This is a genomic window from Streptomyces sp. NPDC001832 (assembly GCF_040297265.1).
GTDB lineage: Bacteria > Actinomycetota > Actinomycetes > Streptomycetales > Streptomycetaceae > Streptomyces.
The window spans coordinates 130503-148710 of the sequence record NZ_JBEOYU010000006.1 but is presented as its reverse complement, the minus strand read 5'-3'; the positions used below and the strand labels follow the sequence as shown (position 1 = coordinate 148710).

Annotated in this window: 16 protein-coding genes; 6 read left to right on the top strand and 10 right to left on the bottom strand. The window is 69.6% G+C overall.

Going from position 1 to position 18208, the window contains the following annotated elements; all coding sequences use genetic code 11:
* Position 1 precedes the first annotated feature (1 nt).
* Complete coding sequence (locus ABT115_RS07700; RefSeq protein ID WP_351785153.1) at positions 2-535, top strand: alkyl hydroperoxide reductase; 534 nt, start codon at positions 2-4, stop codon at positions 533-535.
* Between the two features lie 110 nt (positions 536-645).
* On the opposite strand, the gene ABT115_RS07695 is transcribed toward ABT115_RS07700, so the two are convergent.
* From ABT115_RS07695 to ABT115_RS07680, 4 genes are all read right to left on the bottom strand, one after another.
* Positions 646-2067 (bottom strand): AI-2E family transporter, encoded by a 1422-nt coding sequence (locus tag ABT115_RS07695; RefSeq protein ID WP_351785151.1) that lies wholly within the window; start codon positions 2065-2067, stop codon positions 646-648.
* A 150-nt stretch (positions 2068-2217) separates the two neighbouring features.
* Positions 2218-2931 carry an aggregation-promoting factor C-terminal-like domain-containing protein gene (locus ABT115_RS07690; RefSeq protein WP_351785150.1) on the bottom strand — a complete coding sequence of 238 codons (714 nt, stop codon included), beginning with the start codon at positions 2929-2931 and terminating at the stop codon, positions 2218-2220.
* A 389-nt stretch (positions 2932-3320) separates the two neighbouring features.
* On the bottom strand, positions 3321-4643 hold the full coding sequence (gene phoH2 / locus ABT115_RS07685) for an RNA 5'-3' helicase PhoH2 (protein ID WP_351785148.1): 1323 nt from the start codon (positions 4641-4643) through the stop codon (positions 3321-3323).
* Positions 4644-5093: 450 nt separating this feature from the next.
* Positions 5094-5855, bottom strand: coding sequence for an isoprenyl transferase (locus ABT115_RS07680; RefSeq protein WP_351785145.1), 762 nt, complete (start codon positions 5853-5855; stop codon positions 5094-5096).
* Between the two features lie 201 nt (positions 5856-6056).
* On the opposite strand from ABT115_RS07680, the gene mgrA reads away from it, so the two are divergent.
* On the top strand, positions 6057-7097 hold the full coding sequence (mgrA, locus tag ABT115_RS07675) for an L-glyceraldehyde 3-phosphate reductase (protein ID WP_351785142.1): 1041 nt from the start codon (positions 6057-6059) through the stop codon (positions 7095-7097).
* Positions 7098-7471: 374 nt separating this feature from the next.
* Here the strand turns inward: mgrA and ABT115_RS07670 are convergent, their stop codons facing one another.
* From ABT115_RS07670 to ABT115_RS07660, 3 genes are all read right to left on the bottom strand, one after another.
* Positions 7472-7930, bottom strand: coding sequence for a hypothetical protein (locus ABT115_RS07670; RefSeq protein ID WP_351785140.1), 459 nt, complete (start codon positions 7928-7930; stop codon positions 7472-7474).
* Positions 7931-7999: 69 nt separating this feature from the next.
* On the bottom strand, positions 8000-8542 hold the full coding sequence (locus ABT115_RS07665) for a methyltransferase domain-containing protein (protein ID WP_351785290.1): 543 nt from the start codon (positions 8540-8542) through the stop codon (positions 8000-8002).
* 334 nt (positions 8543-8876) lie between these two features.
* On the bottom strand, positions 8877-9677 hold the full coding sequence (locus ABT115_RS07660; RefSeq protein ID WP_351785287.1) for a prepilin peptidase: 801 nt from the start codon (positions 9675-9677) through the stop codon (positions 8877-8879).
* 111 nt (positions 9678-9788) lie between these two features.
* Between ABT115_RS07660 and ABT115_RS07655 the strand changes: the two genes are divergently transcribed.
* A complete protein-coding gene (locus ABT115_RS07655; RefSeq protein WP_351785138.1) occupies positions 9789-10172 on the top strand; it encodes a DUF192 domain-containing protein in 384 nt (127 codons plus the stop codon).
* 14 nt (positions 10173-10186) lie between these two features.
* On the opposite strand, the gene ABT115_RS07650 is transcribed toward ABT115_RS07655, so the two are convergent.
* Positions 10187-11422 carry a putative hexosyltransferase gene (locus ABT115_RS07650; RefSeq protein ID WP_351785135.1) on the bottom strand — a complete coding sequence of 412 codons (1236 nt, stop codon included), beginning with the start codon at positions 11420-11422 and terminating at the stop codon, positions 10187-10189.
* A 387-nt stretch (positions 11423-11809) separates the two neighbouring features.
* On the opposite strand from ABT115_RS07650, the gene ABT115_RS07645 reads away from it, so the two are divergent.
* From ABT115_RS07645 to ABT115_RS07635, 3 genes are all read left to right on the top strand, one after another.
* Complete coding sequence (locus tag ABT115_RS07645; RefSeq protein ID WP_351785132.1) at positions 11810-13804, top strand: hypothetical protein; 1995 nt, start codon at positions 11810-11812, stop codon at positions 13802-13804.
* A gap of 70 nt (positions 13805-13874) precedes the next feature.
* Entirely contained in the window at positions 13875-14459 is a 585-nt protein-coding gene (locus tag ABT115_RS07640) for a hypothetical protein (RefSeq protein ID WP_351785130.1), read from the top strand.
* 31 nt (positions 14460-14490) lie between these two features.
* Positions 14491-14940, top strand: a complete 450-nt coding sequence (locus ABT115_RS07635) for a DUF3592 domain-containing protein (protein ID WP_351785127.1) — start codon at positions 14491-14493, stop codon at positions 14938-14940.
* Between the two features lie 73 nt (positions 14941-15013).
* On the opposite strand, the gene ABT115_RS07630 is transcribed toward ABT115_RS07635, so the two are convergent.
* Positions 15014-15742, bottom strand: coding sequence for an Imm52 family immunity protein (locus ABT115_RS07630; protein WP_351785124.1), 729 nt, complete (start codon positions 15740-15742; stop codon positions 15014-15016).
* Between the two features lie 58 nt (positions 15743-15800).
* A complete protein-coding gene (locus tag ABT115_RS07625; RefSeq protein WP_351785123.1) occupies positions 15801-18119 on the bottom strand; it encodes a Tox-REase-5 domain-containing protein in 2319 nt (772 codons plus the stop codon).
* Positions 18120-18208 lie beyond the last annotated feature (89 nt).

The window sequence follows — 18208 nt, the reverse complement described above, 5'->3', positions numbered from 1 at the left end:
CATGGCACTCGACGAACTGAAGGCCGCCGTTCCGGACTTCGCCAAGGACCTGAAGCTGAACCTCGGTTCGGTCATCGGGAACAGCGAACTGCCGCAGCAGCAGCTGTGGGGCACCGTCCTCGCCTGCGCGATCGCCTCGCGCTCGCCGAAGGTGCTGCGCGAGCTGGAGCCCGAGGCGAAGGCCAACCTCTCCGCGGAGGCGTACACCGCCGCGAAGTCGGCCGCCGCCATCATGGCGATGAACAACGTCTTCTACCGGACCCGGCACCTGCTGTCGGACCCCGAGTACGGGACGCTCCGTGCGGGCCTGCGGATGAATGTCATCGGCAAGCCCGGCGTGGAGAAGATCGACTTCGAACTGTGGTCGCTCGCCGTCTCCGCGATCAACGGCTGCGGCCAGTGCCTGGACTCCCACGAGCAGGTGCTTCGCAAGGCCGGCGTAAGCCGTGAGACCATTCAGGAAGCCGTCAAGATCGCCTCGGTGATCCAGGCGGTCGGCGTGACCCTCGATGCCGAGGCCGTGCTCGCCGAGTAGGACCAGCAGTACCCCTTGTACGAGAAGGGCCCCGAGGACGACCGACCGTCCCCGGGGCCCTTCTTCTTTTCACGGCGAAAATCGGTCAAAATCGGTCCCCTTGCCGTCGGCTAGCCAACGTCCTCGGGCGGCATTCCCGGTGCGGGCGTCGGGGCGACGTCGACGGCGGTCGCCCCGCGCGGGGACGGCGCGTGCCGCAGGGCTTCCTCCTGCCCGTACGACCGCAGATAGCCGACCACCGTATTGGTGACCGCGACCAGTGGCACCGCGACGACCGCTCCGCCGATGCCCGCGACCATGCCGCCCGCGGCGACCGAGAGGACGACGGCGAGCGGATGTACCCGCACCGCGCGTCCAAGGATGAACGGCTGCAGCACGTGGCCCTCGATCTGCTGCACGGCGAGCACCACGGCCAGCACCATCAACGCGGTGAACACGCCGTCGGTGACCAGCGCGACGACCACCGCGAGCGCGCCGGAGATCACCGCGCCGACCAGCGGGATGAAGGCGAAGAGGAAGATGAAGACGGCGAGCGGCACCGCCATCGGCACGTTGAGGAACCAGATGCCGAGCCCGATGAAGATCGCGTCGATCAGCGCCACTACGACCGTGCCCCGCACATAGGCGGTCAGCGTCCGCCAGGCGCGCGGCCCGGCACCCGCGACACCCGGCCGGGCCTGCGCGGGCACCAGCTTCAGCACCCACTGCCAGATGCGCTTCCCGTCGTACAGCAGGAAGAGCGTCGAGAACATCGCCAGCAGCATCCCGGTGAGGAACTCCACCATCACGGTGACGCCCTGCAGTCCGGCGGAGGTGATCTGCTCGACATTGGTGCCGATGGTGTCGCTGAGGTTCTGCGCGACGTCGTTGATCTGCTGCTCGGTGACGTGGAATGGGCTGTCGAGCAGCCAGTTCTTCAGATCTTCGATACCCGCTCGGACCTGGTCGGAGAGGGTGTCGATGTTGTCCATGACCTGCCAGACCACGAACCAGCCGACCAGGCCGATGATGACGAAGCCCAGTATCGCGGTGACCGCGGTGGCCAGTCCGCGCGGCAGACCGTACCGCCGCAGCCGGGCGACGGTCGGCTGGAGCATCGCGGTGACGAGCAGCGCGGCGACGAAGGCCAGAACCACCAGCTGTACGGCGCTGATGACCCGCATCAGCACCCAGAGCGCGCCCGCCAGGACGAGCAGCCGCCAGCCCGCCTCGGCCGCGACCCGCATGCCCCAGGGGATCGCCGCGACCGGATCGGGCCGGGCGGTCACGGAGGGGGCGTACGCGGGCGGCGGCGGCACACGGCCGGCCACGGCGCCATGCCGGCCCGCATCGGCCGGTAAGGCTCCGTCAGGCAGGGCAGCGGCGGGTACGGCGGCGGCCTCCGGCGGCCCGAACTGCGCGGCCTCGCCCACCTCGTCCGCAACCCCCTCGTCCTCAACCCCCTCAGCCTCGGCCCTGCGCTGCTCCAGCCGCTCGCCCAGTTCGGTCAGTTCGGTGCCCAGCCGGCCGAGCCACCACGGAAGTTTCGACATGATCGACGCTTCTCCCCCGTCCCTCTCTCCCCACTGCTCCCCCGCCGAGCCGTCCGGACCGGCCGGATCGACCGTACACGCGCGAAGCCCCTCACCGCAGGACGGAGAGGGGCTTCGAGGGGTTGAGACAGACCGGAACCTCAGGAGGTTCTAGTACCAGTGGTTGGCCTGCCAGAACGACCAGGCACCGCACGGGCTGCCGTAACGGCCGTCCATGTAGCTGAGGCCCCACTTGATCTGTGTGGCCGGGTTGGTCTGCCAGTCGGCGCCGGCGGAGGCCATCTTCGAGCCGGGCAGCGCCTGAACGAGGCCATAGGCACCGGAGGACGGGTTACTCGCCTGGTAGTTCCACGTCGACTCGTGGTTCACGATGTTGCTGAAGCACTGGAACTGGTCGGCGGGCACCATCTGCCGCGCCATCGCCTGTACCTCGGCCACGGTGTACGAGCTCTTCGTGGCGAACGTGGAGGCGCTGCGGACCTCGGAACGGCTGGCGCGCTCCGCCGCGTCCTTCTTGTCCTGCTTCTCCTGGCGCTCCTGCTCCAGCTTGGCCTCGGCCGCCTGCTTCTTCGTCTGGGCGTCCTTGGCGGCCTGGATACGGGCCGCTTCCTCCACGGACTTCTTCGCCGCCGCGTCGGCCGCGGACGCCTGGGCATCGGCCTGCTGGGTCAGCGAGGCGGTCTGCACCTGGGCCTGCTGGCCCGCAGGGATGTCGGCGAGAAGCGTCGTGTCGGCTGCGGTCGCCTCGAAGTTGTTGTCGTCGGCAGCGGCAGAGCTGCCCGAGGCGACGCCTACGACGGCGCCGACGGTGGTGACCGCAGTGGCTGACGCCACGGCGAACCCCCGGACCGAGATCCGGCTCACACGGTGTCCTTCCAGCATCGCCCGCTTAGGTGACCTCGCGGACGCAATCGTGCCCCTGGCACTGGCCTCCCTACTGCTTGGGTCACGGGAGGCACGGGCCCGGTGGGCAACTCCCCGGAGGAAGTGCCGCGTGGTACTCGCGGGCGGCATACGGACGGCGATTGTTGAGTTGTGTGGTGCGTGGCACCTCTGGAGGTGCGGGTGTGCCGTATGCGGGGCCTGACGGAAGCAAGACTCTGCCGGAACGGCACACCGGGAAGCAATTCTCCGTTGCGTGTGAAAGCTCACACCCCGTTTGGAGCAAATGTTTTTCGAAAGTCCACCGCATCACGGTGCCGCCCGGCTAAGCTGCTTCGCTCGCCGGGCGGCACCAACTGTCGTATCCCGTATCAGATCTGGCCTTCCTCCAGCATTTCGGTCACCAGTGCGGCGATCTGTGAACGCTCGGAGCGGGTGAGCGTGACATGCGCGAAGAGCGGATGGCCCTTCAGTTTCTCGACCACGGCAACGACTCCGTCGTACCGGCCGACCCTGAGGTTGTCCCGCTGGGCCACGTCATGCGTGAGCACCACCCGGGAATTCGCGCCGATCCGGGACAACACGGTCAGCAGGACGTTCCGTTCGAGGGACTGCGCCTCGTCGACGATCACGAAGGCGTCGTGGAGCGAGCGGCCCCGGATGTGGGTGAGCGGCAGGATCTCCAACATCCCGCGCCCCAGCACCTCCTCGATCACCTCGCGTCCGGCGACCGCCGAGAGCGTGTCGAAGACGGCCTGCGCCCAGGGGCTCATCTTCTCGGCCTCGGTGCCGGGGAGATAGCCCAGCTCCTGCCCGCCGACCGCGTACAGCGGGCGGAAGACCATCACCTTCTGGTGCTGCCTGCGCTCCAGGACGGCTTCGAGTCCGGCGCAGAGCGCCAGCGCCGACTTGCCGGTGCCGGCCCGGCCGCCCAGCGACACGATGCCGACCTCCTGGTCGAGGAGGAGGTCGAGCGCGATGCGCTGCTCGGCGCTGCGGCCGTGGATGCCGAAGACCTCCCGGTCACCGCGCACCAGGCGCACATTGCCGTCGGCGGTGACCCGGCCCAGTGCCTTGCCGCGCTCGGACTGGAGGACCAGTCCGGTGTGCACGGGCAGTTCGGCGGCTTCGGGTACGTACAGCGTCTCCTCTCCGTAGAGCAGGTCCACCTGCTCGGCGGCGAGGGAGATATCCGACATCCCCGTCCAGCCGGAGTCGGTGATCGCGAGTTCGGCTCGGTACTCCTCGGCGAGAAGCCCGACCGAGGACGCCTTGATGCGCAGCGGCAGGTCCTTGGAGACGACTGTGACGTCGTACCCCTCGGCCTGGAGGTTGCGCGCGACCGCGAGGATCCGTGAGTCGTTGTCCCCCAACCGGTAGCCGACGGGCAGCACGCCGGGGTCGGAATGGTTGAGTTCGACGCGCAGTGTCCCGCCCAGATCCCCGAGCGGGATCGGGGTATCCAGCTGGCCGTACCGGGTCCGGAAGTCGTCCAGCAGGCGCAGGGCCTGCCGGGCGAAGTACCCCAGCTCCGGGTGGTGCCGTTTGGCCTCCAGTTCCGTGACCACGACGATCGGGAGCACGACTTCGTGCTCGTCGAACCGGGCCATGGCGTTCGGATCGGCCAGCAGGACGCTGGTGTCGAGAACGTAGGTGCGCCTGTCGAGCATGCGGCGCTTTGTGCTGGTCACCACGGAAGGACGTACCCCCTCGGATGAGGTTGGGTTGCGACGGCGTCGCGGAGCATCCCAATAGGAGAGGACTGACCGGGCTGCGGCCCCGATGCACGGGCCGCGCGCCGGCCCTCCGCGTCGGCCGCACTGTATGTACGGTCCTTCGTGTGCAAGAGGCCTCCCGGGCGAGCGGACTTTGTGCCGCTCACTTGGACACGACGTCCGCCTGGCTGGTGACCGGACATCGACCTGTCAGGGGTATTCCCTCGAACACGCGAAGCCATGCCCACCTGGGGCGAGCGGGTGACGTGGTGCGCCGGGTGCGTGGGATCGAACACGTCACCCGAATGGCCCTGTCCTTGCTTCTCAAGCCCGTCCGGCGATCGCGGCGGAACCGGTGCCGCCGGGAGCGGTCCTGTCGGAGGGCGGAGCCCCGTGAGGAGGCGGCAGCCTTTCAGAGCCTGTCGGGTGTCAGCCGCCGTAGCGGCGGTGGCGGGCTGCGTAGTCGCGCAGGGCCCGCAGGAAGTCGACGCGGCGGAAGGCCGGCCAGAAGACCTCACAGAAGTAGTACTCGGAGTGCGCGCTCTGCCAGAGCATGAAGCCGGAGAGCCGCTGCTCGCCGCTTGTGCGGATCACCAGGTCGGGGTCGGGCTGGCCCCGGGTGTAGAGGTGCTCGGAGATCAGGTCGGTGGAGACGATCTCCGCCAGGTCCTCGAAGGACGTCCCCTTGGCAGAGTGGTCCAGCAGCAGCGAGCGGACCGCGTCCGCGATCTCCTGGCGCCCGCCGTAGCCGACGGCCACATTGACCAGTATCCCGTCGATGCCGACCGTGGCCTGCTCGGCCTCCTTGAGGACGGTCTGGGTGCGGGCGGGCAGCAGATCGAGCGTGCCGACGTGGTGGACCCGCCAGCGCCCGTCCGCCGCGAGGTCGCGCACGGTGTTCTCGATGATGCCGAGGAGCGGTGTCAGCTCGGACTCGGGCCGGTCGAAGTTGTCCGTGGAGAGCAGCCAGAGTGTGACGACTTCCACATCGGTCTCACTGCACCAGCCGAGCAGCTCCTGGATCTTGTCCGCACCGGCCTGGTGCCCTTGCGCGGCCGTGCCGCCGGAGGCCTTCGCCCAGCGTCGGTTACCGTCGAGGATGACGCCGATGTGCTTGGGCACCTGGGTGTGGTCGAGGCGGGCCTCCACCCGGCGCGCGTAGAGCCCATACACCAGGTCGCGCAAGTTCACTGAGTTCACCTCTCGGTTTCGTGCGGGCCCGCCCGCCCCAATGCCCGGGGCCCAGGGTCGTCCCTCTGGGGATCGCCGCACTACTCCGCAGCGTTTTATCGCCCCGCCGCGCCGTGGCAGTCCCCGAGGCCGCCACATTACTGCGCAGGCGGCGCACCGGCCCAACCCGGCCTGTCACAAGTCCGTGATAAGGAGAGAAACGTGACTGATTCTCCTCTCCTCTACCGGGCAGCCGGTTCGCGTTACGACTCCATGGAGTACCGCCGTACCGGCCGCAGCGGGCTCAAGCTCCCGGCCGTCTCCCTCGGCCTCTGGCACAACTTCGGCGACGACCGCACGCTGGACTCCCAGCGGGCGATCCTGCGCCGCGCCTTCGATCTCGGGGTGACCCACTTCGATCTGGCCAACAATTACGGGCCGCCGCCCGGCTCCGCCGAGCTCAACTTCGGCAAGATATTCCGGCAGGACTTCGCCCCGTACCGGGACGAGCTGATCATCTCCACCAAGGCCGGCTACGACATGCACCCGGGCCCGTACGGTGAGTGGGGCTCCCGCAAGTACCTGCTGTCGTCGCTCGACGCCTCGCTGAAGCGGATGGGGCTCGACTACGTCGACATCTTCTACTCCCACCGCTTCGACCCGGACACTCCGCTGGAGGAGACGATGGGGGCGCTGGCCTCCGCCGTACAGCAGGGCAAGGCGCTGTACGCGGGTGTGTCCTCGTACAGCGCGGAGCAGACCGCCGAGGCGGCCCGGCTGCTCAAGGGGATGGGCGTACCGGCGCTGATCCATCAGCCGTCCTACTCGATGATCAACCGCTGGATCGAGGACGACGGGCTGCTCGACACCCTGGAGACGGCCGGCATGGGCTGCATCTCCTTCGTGCCGCTCGCCCAGGGCCTGCTCACGAACAAGTACCTGACAGGCATCCCGGAGGGCTCTCGCGCCACCCAGGGCAAGTCCCTGGACCCGGGCCTGCTCTCCGACGAGGTGCTGCGCCGACTGAACGGGCTGAACGACATCGCCCACCGGCGCGGTCAGTCACTCGCCCAGCTGGCACTCAACTGGGTGCTGCGGGACAGCCGTATGACGTCGGCGCTGATCGGCGCTTCGAGCGTGAAGCAGCTGGAGGAGAACGTCGCGGCGCTGGCCGGGGCGCCGCTGTCCGCCGAGGAGTTGAAGGAGATCGACACCTTCGCCGTGGACACCGCGGGCACCAACATCTGGGCCGGACGGAGCTGACCGGGGCGGCCTGCACGGGGCCGGTACGCAGTCGGCACGCGGCCGCCACGCGGCCCGCACAGCGGGCCCACAAAAAACGGGCCGGTCCGTGGGGGGGGGTTACGGACCGGCCCGAGGGGGGGTTTCCACCATAACCCTTCGTAAGTGATGCTGCGTGCCACGCCACTCAATAATTACTCTCCGAATTCGCTGGACTCCGGTGAGAGCACGGCATCAGGCGGCCTCTCAGTGGCCGCCGACCGGCTTCACGCAGCGGGTTCCTTGGGGGGGCAGCCATGGGCCTCGGTGTTGACGCACCCCGTTGACCATGCCGAGGTTCACCGGGCCCGTCCGGGCGCCGTCTCGTCGTCGGAGGCTGCGGGGCGGGCTGGGCATCAGCCTCTCGCCGGTGCGCCCCGGTGGCCGTGGGTGAAGCGGATCGACACGGTGTCGCCGCCGATGACCACGAAACGTCCGCCCTCGCACCGGATGACGGCCTCGCGCACCTCGCCCTTCTCGTCCCTGCGCTCCTCGGTGCGGGTGACGGTCCAGCCGCCGTCGGGCGGCTGCGGCAGGTTGGACACGGCGGCGAACTCCCACTGCCCCGACGGCACGCACCAGTCGGGCAGCCGCGGCCAGGCGCCGGGACCGACGTGCAGGGTCCAGTCGGATGCGCAGGTCAGGAGCACCGACTGGCCGTCGGCCAGCAGGAATTCGACGGCTTCCGGCTCTCCCATCCGTCCCTCCGGCCGGTAGAAGACGCCAAGCACTCCGACGATCCGTGCGCCTCTGAGCCAGTCGGCCTTCCCCTGCCGCGGGACACGCGGTGCTTCCTCTTCGTTCCCCACCCTCATGGCCGGCTCCCTCCCATGCGCTCACCGCCCAGGGTCGCATCCTTCGGGCGGAAGCAGGGGGCACGCGGCCTACTCCGGTGTGCGGGCCTCGGTCTTGCGGGCTTCGATCAGGAATCGGGTGGTGTGGGCCACGAGCGGCCCCTCGGTCTCGATCCGGTGGTGCAGCGCGGCCAGTTTCGGCCGGTACTCCTCGACGGTGAAGCCCGGCACCATCCAGATCACTTTCCGCAGGAAGTAGACGACGGCGCCGATGTCGAAGAATTCGGTACGCAGTGTCTCCATCCGCAGATCGACGACTTCGAGCCCGGCCGCCTCGGCTTCGACCCGCGCCTTCTCCGGGTCGCGGGCGCCGCGTACCTCAAGCGGCTGCGGGCCGAGGAAGTACTCGACGAGTTCGAAGACGCTGGCCGTGCCGACCTGCTGCGAGAAGTACGTGCCCCCGGGGGTGAGCACCCTTGCGATCTCCGCCCACCAGGTGGTCACCGGATGCCGGCTGACCACCAGGTCGAAGGCGTTGTCGCCGAACGGCACGGTGGCTCGTCCGCGTCGGCGACGACGGCAGCGCCGCGCGGGTGCAGGAGGGCGGTGGCGCGGGCGAGGTTCGGCGGCCAGGACTCGGTGGCGACGGTGAGCGGAGGCAGTTTCGGTACGGAGGCGAGGACCTCGCCACCGCCGGTCTGGATGTCGAGCGCGGCCCCGGCCCGTCCCATCCGGTCCGCCATGGCGCGGGCGTAGCCCCAGGAGGGGCGCTGTTCGGTGGCCCGGCCGTCGAGCCAGGAGAAGTCCCAGCCGTCGACGGAAACGGCCGCGGCCTCTGCGACGAGGGCGTCGAACCGTGCGCGTTCTGCTGCTTCTCCGCGTGTCCTTGGCATGCGGGGATGGTGTCAGCCGGGTGGTGGCCCGCGCGACCGGAATACGGCGGGGCGGACGGCAGGCCGGATGGCGGTCAGGCGGCCAGTCCGCCGAGGAGTACGCCCAGCAACGCGCCCGTGATCATGAACGGTCCGAACGGGATGCCGGTCTTGCGCCCGGCCCGCTTCAGGACCATCAGCCCGAACCCGTACAACGCACCGAGCAGGAACCCGGCGAAACCACCGGCGAACACCACGGCCCAGCCGTACCAGCCGAGGGCCACGCCCAGCGACAGGGCGAGTTTGACGTCTCCGAAGCCCATTCCGTTCGGGTTGATCAGGAAGAGCAGGAAGTAGAAGGCGCCGAGGGCCGCACCGCCGAGCAGGGCGGACAGCCAGGATCCGCCGTGCTCCGGGAGCAGCGAGGCAGCGCCCAGGAGGACGGTGACCGCCGCCGCGGCGGGCAGTGTCAGCCGGTCGGGCAGGCGGTGCACGCGGCGGTCGATGGTCGCGAGGAGGACGCCGACAGGGGCCAGCAGCAGCCAGACGGCGAGTTCGGGCCGGAGACCGGTGGCCGCCGCGAGGGCGGCACAGGCGAGCGCGGTGACGACGGGGATCAGGACGCCGGGGGCGTAGCGCGCCGCGGGCCGCGCGGTGCGTTCCCCGTCGCTCCGGTTTCCCGGCTCGGCGCCCGAAGCGGTGGGGACCGGCACCGCCGCCGCACACATGACGCACCGGGTGGAGCCGAGCCAGCCGCGGGCGGCCCCGGTCAGGGCGTGGCCCGCGGGGCAGGTGTCCCGCCAGGCGTCCTCCGGTTCGACGGAGAACCGGTAGGCGGCGCGCGGGACCAGCAGTCCGGACGCTGCGCCCCAGAGTGCGGCGAGCACTGTCAGCATGACGTACACGGAGCAGACCCTAGGCGGGTGCCGGGCACGGGTCATGGGCCCTGGGGCCCACTCGCACCGTTCCGGACCCAGCGGCCGTCACCGGACGCTACCGTCTTGGCCATGGCTCAATGGCGCAATGGGAATGGGACGTTGACGGTCACCGATCCACAAGGAGGGCAGGAGCCGGAGATACCACTGCGGATCGCGGCCACGTACCGGACCAGGAGCCGCGGGCTGCTCGGGCGGGACGGGATCGACGGCGCCCTGCTGATCACCCCGTGCGGGAGTGTGCACACCTTCCGGATGCGGTTCACCATCGATGTGGCGTACCTGGACCGGAAGTTCAACGTGGTCGCCGTCCACACGATGAAGCCGGGCCGGCTCGGGATGCCCCGGTTGCGGGCCCGTCATGTGATCGAGTCGGAGGCCGGGGCGATGGAGAAGTGGGGGCTGCGGCCGGGGGCGCGGGTGCGGATCGTCCAGACCGGGCAGAGCCGGGGCTGAGAGGCGGCCCGCGCTCACGGCGGGCCGGAGCCGAGCAGCGTCCACGCCCCGTAGGCCGCCGAAGCCACCGCGAGCACGGCGACGACCGTCACCGTGCGGGCCGTGGTGCGCAGCCGCAGCAACGCGACGGCGGGCGGGAGGAGCAGTGGGAACGCGGGCATGATCAGCCGTGGCCTGGACCCGAAGTACCCGGAGCCGATCAGCGCGGTGACGACGATGGCGATGCTGTAGGCGAGTACGGGAAGCGGCTGGCGCTGCCGTACGCACAGGAACACCACCCATCCCAGGCCCACCAGCGCCGCGCTCAGCCCGAGCGCGGCGGGCAGCGGCAGCCCGAGGATGAACGAGGCGAGCGCCACGCCTCCGTCGATGCTGTTGCCCCACTGCGCCTGGACGTCGAAGTACGCGAACAGGCTGCCCTCCCGTACGGCGACGAACAACACGTACGCGAGCCAGCCCAGCGGCGCGAGTGCGGTACCGGTCAGCATCCGCGCATTGCGGCGGACGATGCCGTCCGTCCGACCGGCCCGGTACTCCCGTACGAGCGTGACCGCGGCGGTGATCGCGAGGGCGGCGATGAGCGCGGCCGCGGAGGGCCTGGTCAGCCCGGCGAGTATGCACAGGGCGCCCGCCACGATCCAGCGCCGGGTCAGCACGGCATACAGCGCCCAGGCGGCGAACGCGGTGAACAGTGTTTCGGTGTACGCCATCGACTGCACGAACGCCGTCGGGTACACGCCCCACAGCGCGGTCAGCACGACGCCGGTCCGGCGCCCGTACAGATGCGCCCCGACGGCGTAGATCCCCCAGGCGGCGAAGAGCGCGGCCACCCAGGCGACCAGCAGTCCGGCGGCTGCGAGGGAGAGCGGGGTCAGCTCGGCGATGCCGCGTTCCAGAGCCGGCAGCAGGGGGAAGAAGGCCAGGTCGGAGTGGGCGTCGCCGTTCGGGAGGGTGACGGTGTAGCCGTAGCCGTTCTCGGCGATCCGCTGGTACCAGACGGAGTCCCAGCGCTCGGCAAGGAGGTGGAAGGCGCTCTGGCCGGCGTTGGACGCGGCGGCGGCGAAGACGACGAGGCCGATCAGGCGCACGGCCGCGTACGCCCCGAGGGCCGGTGCTGCCGCCGCGAGGGCCGTGGCGAGGCGGCTGCGGGCAGGGTGCTGCTGCGGCTGCGGCCGCGTTCGGAGGCTGCGCTGCCGCACGAGCTGCGGTGCGGGGGCGGTGGCCTGAGCGGCCGGTTCGTCGTCGGGCATGTTGTCGATTATCTCCGCTTATCTCCGCAGCTAGTGCCGCGAGACGGGCAGCGGCGCCGGGCTGCGGCCTCGGCCCGGGCCGAGAAGGCCGTCGCGTCGCCGGCGTCGGGTCGTCGGCTTCGCCGTGCTGCGGGTCCGGAGGCCGAAAGTCGCCCAACGTGCGGAGACGTTCGCGGACGACCCGGACCGACCCGCGTCGCCTCTCTCCCCCGATGCCCGGCTCCCCTGCGCACCCGCGCGGGCGGGGCCGGGCAGCGTCCGTCGTTGGGCCCGACTTTGGGGCCAAGGGCCCAGGCCACCCGGCCCGTACACCCGTACGCTCACGCCCACACCCGAAGCAGAACTACGGGCACAGGCATGGCACTTGGGCGTCGGAGAGGAAGAACCGTGACTGGTGGCGGGGGCTGGGGAAGCGGAGGCGCGGGCCACATACCACCGGGGAACGGGGGTGGCGGTTCAGGCACGAGCAGTGGCGTGTTCTTTGCGCTGACCCGTAGTTGGGCCACCGGTGCCCTGGTCTACATCGCCGCCGGATATCTGGTGTCGCGCGGGCTCGTCGAACTGCTCGCCACCGATGAGCGGCTCGCGTCCTTCGGCTGGCGCCTCGCCCTGCTGCACGTACCGAACGTCATCACGACCGTGCTCACGGTCCTGGCCTCGGCCCGTGTCCTGCCCGACGAGCAGCGCGCCTCCCGCCTGCTGACGTTGCTGGCCTCCCTGGGCATCCCACTGGCCGCACTCGCCTATGGATTCGCGGTGTCCTGGCATCTCATCGGCTTCGAGGGCACGTTGATGCCGATCGTCTCGCTGGTGACCGGTTCGGCCGCGGGACTGGCCGTCGACCGGCTGCTGGACGACCGCGAAGAGGAGTCGCCCGCGCCGTACCAGCCGTACTCCTGGCGGGACAGCGGCGCCACCGCCATGGAGTACCTCGGAGTGGTCGTCCTCGTCGTCACGCTGATCGGTGCGATGGCCGCGGCGGGTATCGGCGGGCAGATCGGGGAGCGCATCCTCTGTGCGGTCAGCTCTCTGGGCGGCGGTGCCGGCTGCTCCACCGGCGGCGGGGACACCACCGCGAAGCCGAAGACGGACGCCGACTACGAGCCCAAGATGTGCCAGGTCTCCAGCATCTCCGACACCGCCGGCGACAAGGTCAAGATCGGCTGGTTCGAGTGGGGCAACGAGTACGGCTTCCAGCAGAAGGTCAGCCAGGCCAACACGGACGTGAACGAGGACGGCAAGGTCGACGAGAACGACAAGCTGGTCTACATGACGTTCACGGACGCCGCCTCGGCCGGTGGCACCGCCAGCACCCCCGGCGTCAAGCTCGGCAAGCTGGGCAAGGCCGATGTGGACGTCGGCGGCGGCATCAAGATCACCAACGGTGACACCTGGGTCTTCAAGAGCGAGGAGGACGCCCAGAAGATGCGGGACGACATCGCGGAAATGAAGATCTGGGAGGCCTCCACCAAGTACAGCGGCGCCTACGGCGGCAACTGGTACTCGGGGATGAAGTGGGCCGAAAAGAAGCAGGACATCGAGAAGAAGATCGGTGACAAGAAGATCTCGTACTCGACCGTCGGCCTCAATGTGTACGCGGACGGCGGCCTCTCCATCAGCGCGGGCGACGAGATCAAGCTCGGCGCCAAGCTCGGCGGCAAGGCCAAGTTCTCCCCCGAGGTGACCATCACCAAGGACGACGTCAACGGCAACGAGTCGTACACGTACACCGCCAAGCTCGAGCTGGAGGGCAAGGTCGGCGGGTCGGCCGGTCCGCTCGGCGGCACGGACGCCTCGAAGGACAACCGGACCGGGGCGATCACCGTCACCCGCGACCAGAAGACCGGCAAGATCGTCCGCATCGACATGACCCAGACCGTCGAGAAGGACTCGACGTCCGACAAGGGTGAAGTCAAGGGCGACAACGGCAAGAAGGACGGCGACAAGCGCGGCGGCAAGGTCAGCGGCGCCGACTCCTCCGGCGAGACCGGCATCGAGGTCGTGACGAACTCGATCATCTTCGGCAAGGACACGGATCAGGCCACCGAGGACAAGCGGGCCATCGCCGAGCAGTGGCTGGACGGCTCCGGCAACAACACCGCCCCGTTCGAGTACCTGTTCGGCGACCACTCGATGCAGCAGAAGCCCAGCGGAACCGACCCGTTCGACCAGCTGATGTTCCAGGACGGCCTGTCGAGCACCATGAAGTACCACGGTGCGACGGACGCCCAGGAGTTCGGCTTCGAGATATCGCTCGGCATGAGTCTCGGATTCTCCATCTCGGAGGAGCACAAGAAGGAGACACTGACCAACGCGCAGTTCCTCGGGGCTCCGCAGGGCGACAAGCGCTCGTACCTTCCGTACAGCTACTGCGCGAAGTAGCCACATCCGGAGTCGTACGGGGTACGGCTCCGGCACGCAACAACCACGCACGACGAAGAGGCGATAGGCGATGACGACGACGATGAAGATGTCCCGGGCAATCGGAGCAGCTGCTGCCACCGCCATCGGCCTCGCCCTGCTCACCGGCTGCGGCGACGAAGCCGCCGCGGTCCCGGAGGGCTGGGGCAAGCTCGACACCAAGAGCCTCTCCGTCGGCTACCCCGAGAAAGAGGGCTACAAGGAACAGCCCGCTGCCGACCGGGCCAAGGCCAACGCCGCCGTCGCGCTGAAGGAGGAGGGCGGGCTGCGCACCGGCATGGTCTCCGTGCAGCTCGACTTCGCCACGGGCGTGGACAACGCCGGTGAGGCGGCGGCCGCGGCCGGTGCCGGTATCGGTCTCGGGGCGACCCGCAAGGAAACCTCGGACGTGCGGCTGGCGGGTGCGGAGAGCGCCCGTGAGGCGCGCAGGATCGACTACGAGTTCACGTCGAGCGGCAAGGAGCAGACCCCGGCACCGGGCACCAAGATGACGGGGGTCGTGGTGGCGGGCGTCGATTCGAAGGATGTGCCGTTCGCGGTCCGGATCAATGCGGTGAAGGGCTCGCTGAGCCGGCAGGACCTCGACGCGTTCGTCGAGTCGATCACGGTCAAGTAGCGGTCGAGCAGCGGATCAGAGGCGCTTGTTCATGCAGATCCTGCCTGGCGGCACGGCCACGTTCCTGCTCCTGTTCGGCCTGTTCCTCGGCGCGTTCGCCATCCGGTCGGCGCTGCGTCTGAACCGGGTGCTGCGGCTGGTCCGGCACGGCGAACACGCCGAAGGCCGGTGCGCGGACCGCCGGCCGGCCGACCGGGGGCCGGGCATGGACCGGAGTTACGTCACCGAGTACGTCTTCGCGTTCCGTACCCGCGACGGCCGGGACATCGAGTTCACCGACCATGCCCCGGGACCGTTCGGCTTCGAGGTCGGGGCGCCTGTCCGGGTCAGCTACGATCCGGCGGCCCCGTCGAAGCACGCCACGGTGGCGGGCCCGGGGGTGTGGGGGCCGGTGGTGATGCCCGCGGTGTTCGCGGTCGTGCTGGGGGTGTTCGCGGTGGGGCTGCTGGTCGGGTTCGCGGCGATGCGGGGATGGCTCTGACGGGCGTGAGGCGTGCGGGCGCACGTCGTGCAGGCGCGCGTCGTGAGGCGTGCAGGCGTGAGGCCTGCAGGCGTCAGAACTTGTCCCGGTCGTACGGCTCCGGAATCGGCTTCAGCGCCCCGGCCGCTCGCAGTTCCCTGTTGGCCTCGACGATCGCCTCGACGCTCGGCACGGCCGTACCGCCCCGGGTGAGGTCGATGACCAGACCGCCGGCCGCGGTACGGGTGTACGTGCCGTCGAGCCCTGTGGGTGCCGACGCCGCCCGCCCGGCGGAGAGGTAGACCGCCCGGCCGCATCGGGGATGGGAATTCTCGAGGTCGAACTCATCGGACACGGCCCGGTACTCGGACTTGTTGTACACCTGGCCGGCATCGATGTCCCAGGCCTCGGCGATGACGCGGAGCATCTCAGGGGTGCGCCGGATCACCTCTGCCGACTCCTTCACCTCGCGGGAGCGGAAGGTGACCGCGAGGGAGTTCGTGACCCACTGGGAAGTGCCACCTGCGTGAACGGCCACGGTCACACGCGGCGTCCCCGGGTTCTGCGCCCAGAGCGAGGACGTAATTCCGATCACGCCGATGTCCGGTGCTACGTTCTTCCGCTCGATGTAGGCGGTCAGTGAGTCGGGCGAGGGTTCCAGGACGGGGTCCGAAGCAACCCCGTCCTCCGCCTCGTGCCACCCGTCGAACGTCGGAGGGTCAATGCTCTTGAGCCCGTTCAAGGTAGTGAGCCAGCGTTCGGCAATCGCCGATGTGCTCTCCTCGCGGACACCCCACAGGCCGTTGGCCACGACGTACAACACGGCTTTCCCTTCAGCCTTGCTTCCCGTTCCGCTTGCCCGGTCCTCCGGCCGCCCGCACTCAGCCCGTCACATCCCCAGGCGTGTGAATCACCTTAACGTTGATGCCTCGGGACTCGAACATTTCCCTGGCCGCCTCCGCGACGTCCGGATCGGACAGGTGCCATTCGACCGGCTTCCCACGCGCCGCGTCCACTTGCCGGGTGGCTTGATCCGCCCAGCGATCCGCGACCTTCGGGGTGAGCTCGCCGGTCTCGGCGTTGTAGAAGTCCTTGCCCTTGTACCCGTACTTCGCCTCCAGGTAGGTGCCGCGCGAGGCGTCCCAGCCGTCGAAATCGACCGGCTTCCCTGTGAGCTTGTCCAGCGCAACCCGGTACTCCTTTCCGCGGCCCACCTTGGAGATCTGCTCCTGGTAGCGGGCACCCATTTCGGTCGGGTAGTTCCAGACGCCCGGCTTGATTTCCTGCCAGTTGCCCTCCCCGCCGTCCTTGGCCCCGGCCGGCGGGTCCTTCAGGTCCTTGTACCAGGGCGGCTTCGGTTCGTTCTGAGCACGCTCCAGGTTCTGCCGTCGCTTGGCCGCGTCAGCCGCCTTCTTCGCCTCGTCGGCCAGCCTCTGGGCCTCGTCGGCGGCCGCCTTCTTCTCCGGATCGACCTCGTCGCAGCCGCCCTTGGCCAGCAGCCCGACCGGTACCGCGGTGCGCGCCGCGGCCAGGACTCCGGTGCCGGATCCCGGCAGGCCCATGCCCGGCAGGCCCGAGCCCGTTTCATCACCGGCATACGGAACTCGTACGCGGCCGCCCATGCCGACGGTGCAGCCCTTGAGGCCGGCCTGCTCGGCTACGTCGTCGGCGTGCTGCTGCGCTTCCTTCGCGGCCTTCTCGGCGCCCGCGACATCGCCCGCCTTGGCAGCCTTCTTCGCCTTGGCCGCAGCCTGGGACGCCTTCTCGGCAACTTCGCCGAGCTTGCCGAGTTTCCCGAGCTTGCCCAGCTTTCCGAACTTGCCGACGAGCTTGGCCTCGCCGTAGCCGGGGATGAACAGCGAGCCGATGTTCCACAGGCCGGTGCCGATCGCCTGGCCCTCGTCGCCCTTCTTCCACATGTCGCGGACGTCGTCGCCGATGAACATGTCGTCCAGGACCTTCACCCCGGTGCCGCCGGACGCCTTGGTCCAGTCCCAGACCGCGCCGAGGTAGTCGCCCTTGGACCACTTGTCCCCGGCGCCCTGGGAGTCCTGGCTCCACTTGTCGCCGAGGCTCTTGCCGTAGTCCGTCAGGCCGTTCCACGCCTCGACGGGGTGGATGATCGTGTCGAACGTGCCGGTGATGTCGCCCCACAGCCCGTCACCGATCAGGCCCTCGAAGAAGCCGCCGGTCTGGTGTGCGGCGCAGAAGAAGAACGCGCCGACGCCGGAGGTGCAGCTCTCGCCGGGCTTCTCGTCGCCGCCGTCGCCGCTGCTACCGCTGTCGTCCACGTCGTCGTCACCGTCCGGCTCGCCGGAGGTGTCCACGTCGTCGCCACCGTCATCGACCTGGGTGGCGGTGTCGCCTCCGCCGGAGCTGCCGGAGCCGGTGCCGCCGACGGCGTTGGAGCCACCGGCCGCGTTGGAACCACCGGCCGCGTTGGAACCACCGGCCGCGTTGGAACCACCGGCCGCGCCGGAGCCTCCTGGCCCGGACCCCCCGGACTCGGTACCCCCGGACTCGGTACCTCCGGACTCGGTACCTCCGGTCTTCGTACCCGCGGGTTTCTTCCCGTCCCCCGCCACCACATCGCCGCCGGGCGCAGGGCACGCACTCCCGGTCAGCTGGCAGATCGCGTTCCGCATCTCACCGGTCAGCTGGGCGCCGATCCCCGTGACGACGAGTCCGCCGATGAGGGCCACGACCACCAGGACCATGCCCAGGTATTCCATCGCGGTCTGACCGTCGTCGTCGCGGCGCCACTTGATCATCCGCGCGACTCTGAACCGCCGGTGCGGCAGCCGCTGTTCGAGGGGAAGCTCGAACCAGTCGCGCGAGCTCGGCCGGAACAGCAGGACGACGACGGCTACGGGCATCACCAGCTGCGTCACGCCTCGCCCGCCGCCCTCCTGGCCGAGGGTCGCCAGCGCACCGAGGGTGAGCCAGACGTGCACGGCCAGGAGTCCACGCCAGATCCAGATGCCGCCGGTCCGCAGATACAGCGAGAGCACGAACGCGGTCACGCTCGGCAGCGCCGCGTACAGCAGCAGCCCGAGCAACTGGCCGTCGACCTCATTGACCGCCGACGCCACCGTCAGCACACCGGCGCCGCCCAGGACCGCGGCCGCGAAGAGGACCCGGACGAGGATCAGCACCGCCTGCAACCGGCGCGGCAGCGACTGCCTGCCCTGCTGAGTCACAGCAGCGCCTCCACCGGCGCCACCCGAAACCGCAAATCCGCCTATGCCAGACACGACGAGTCCCCCAACTTGCCGGTGTGCGGCCACAG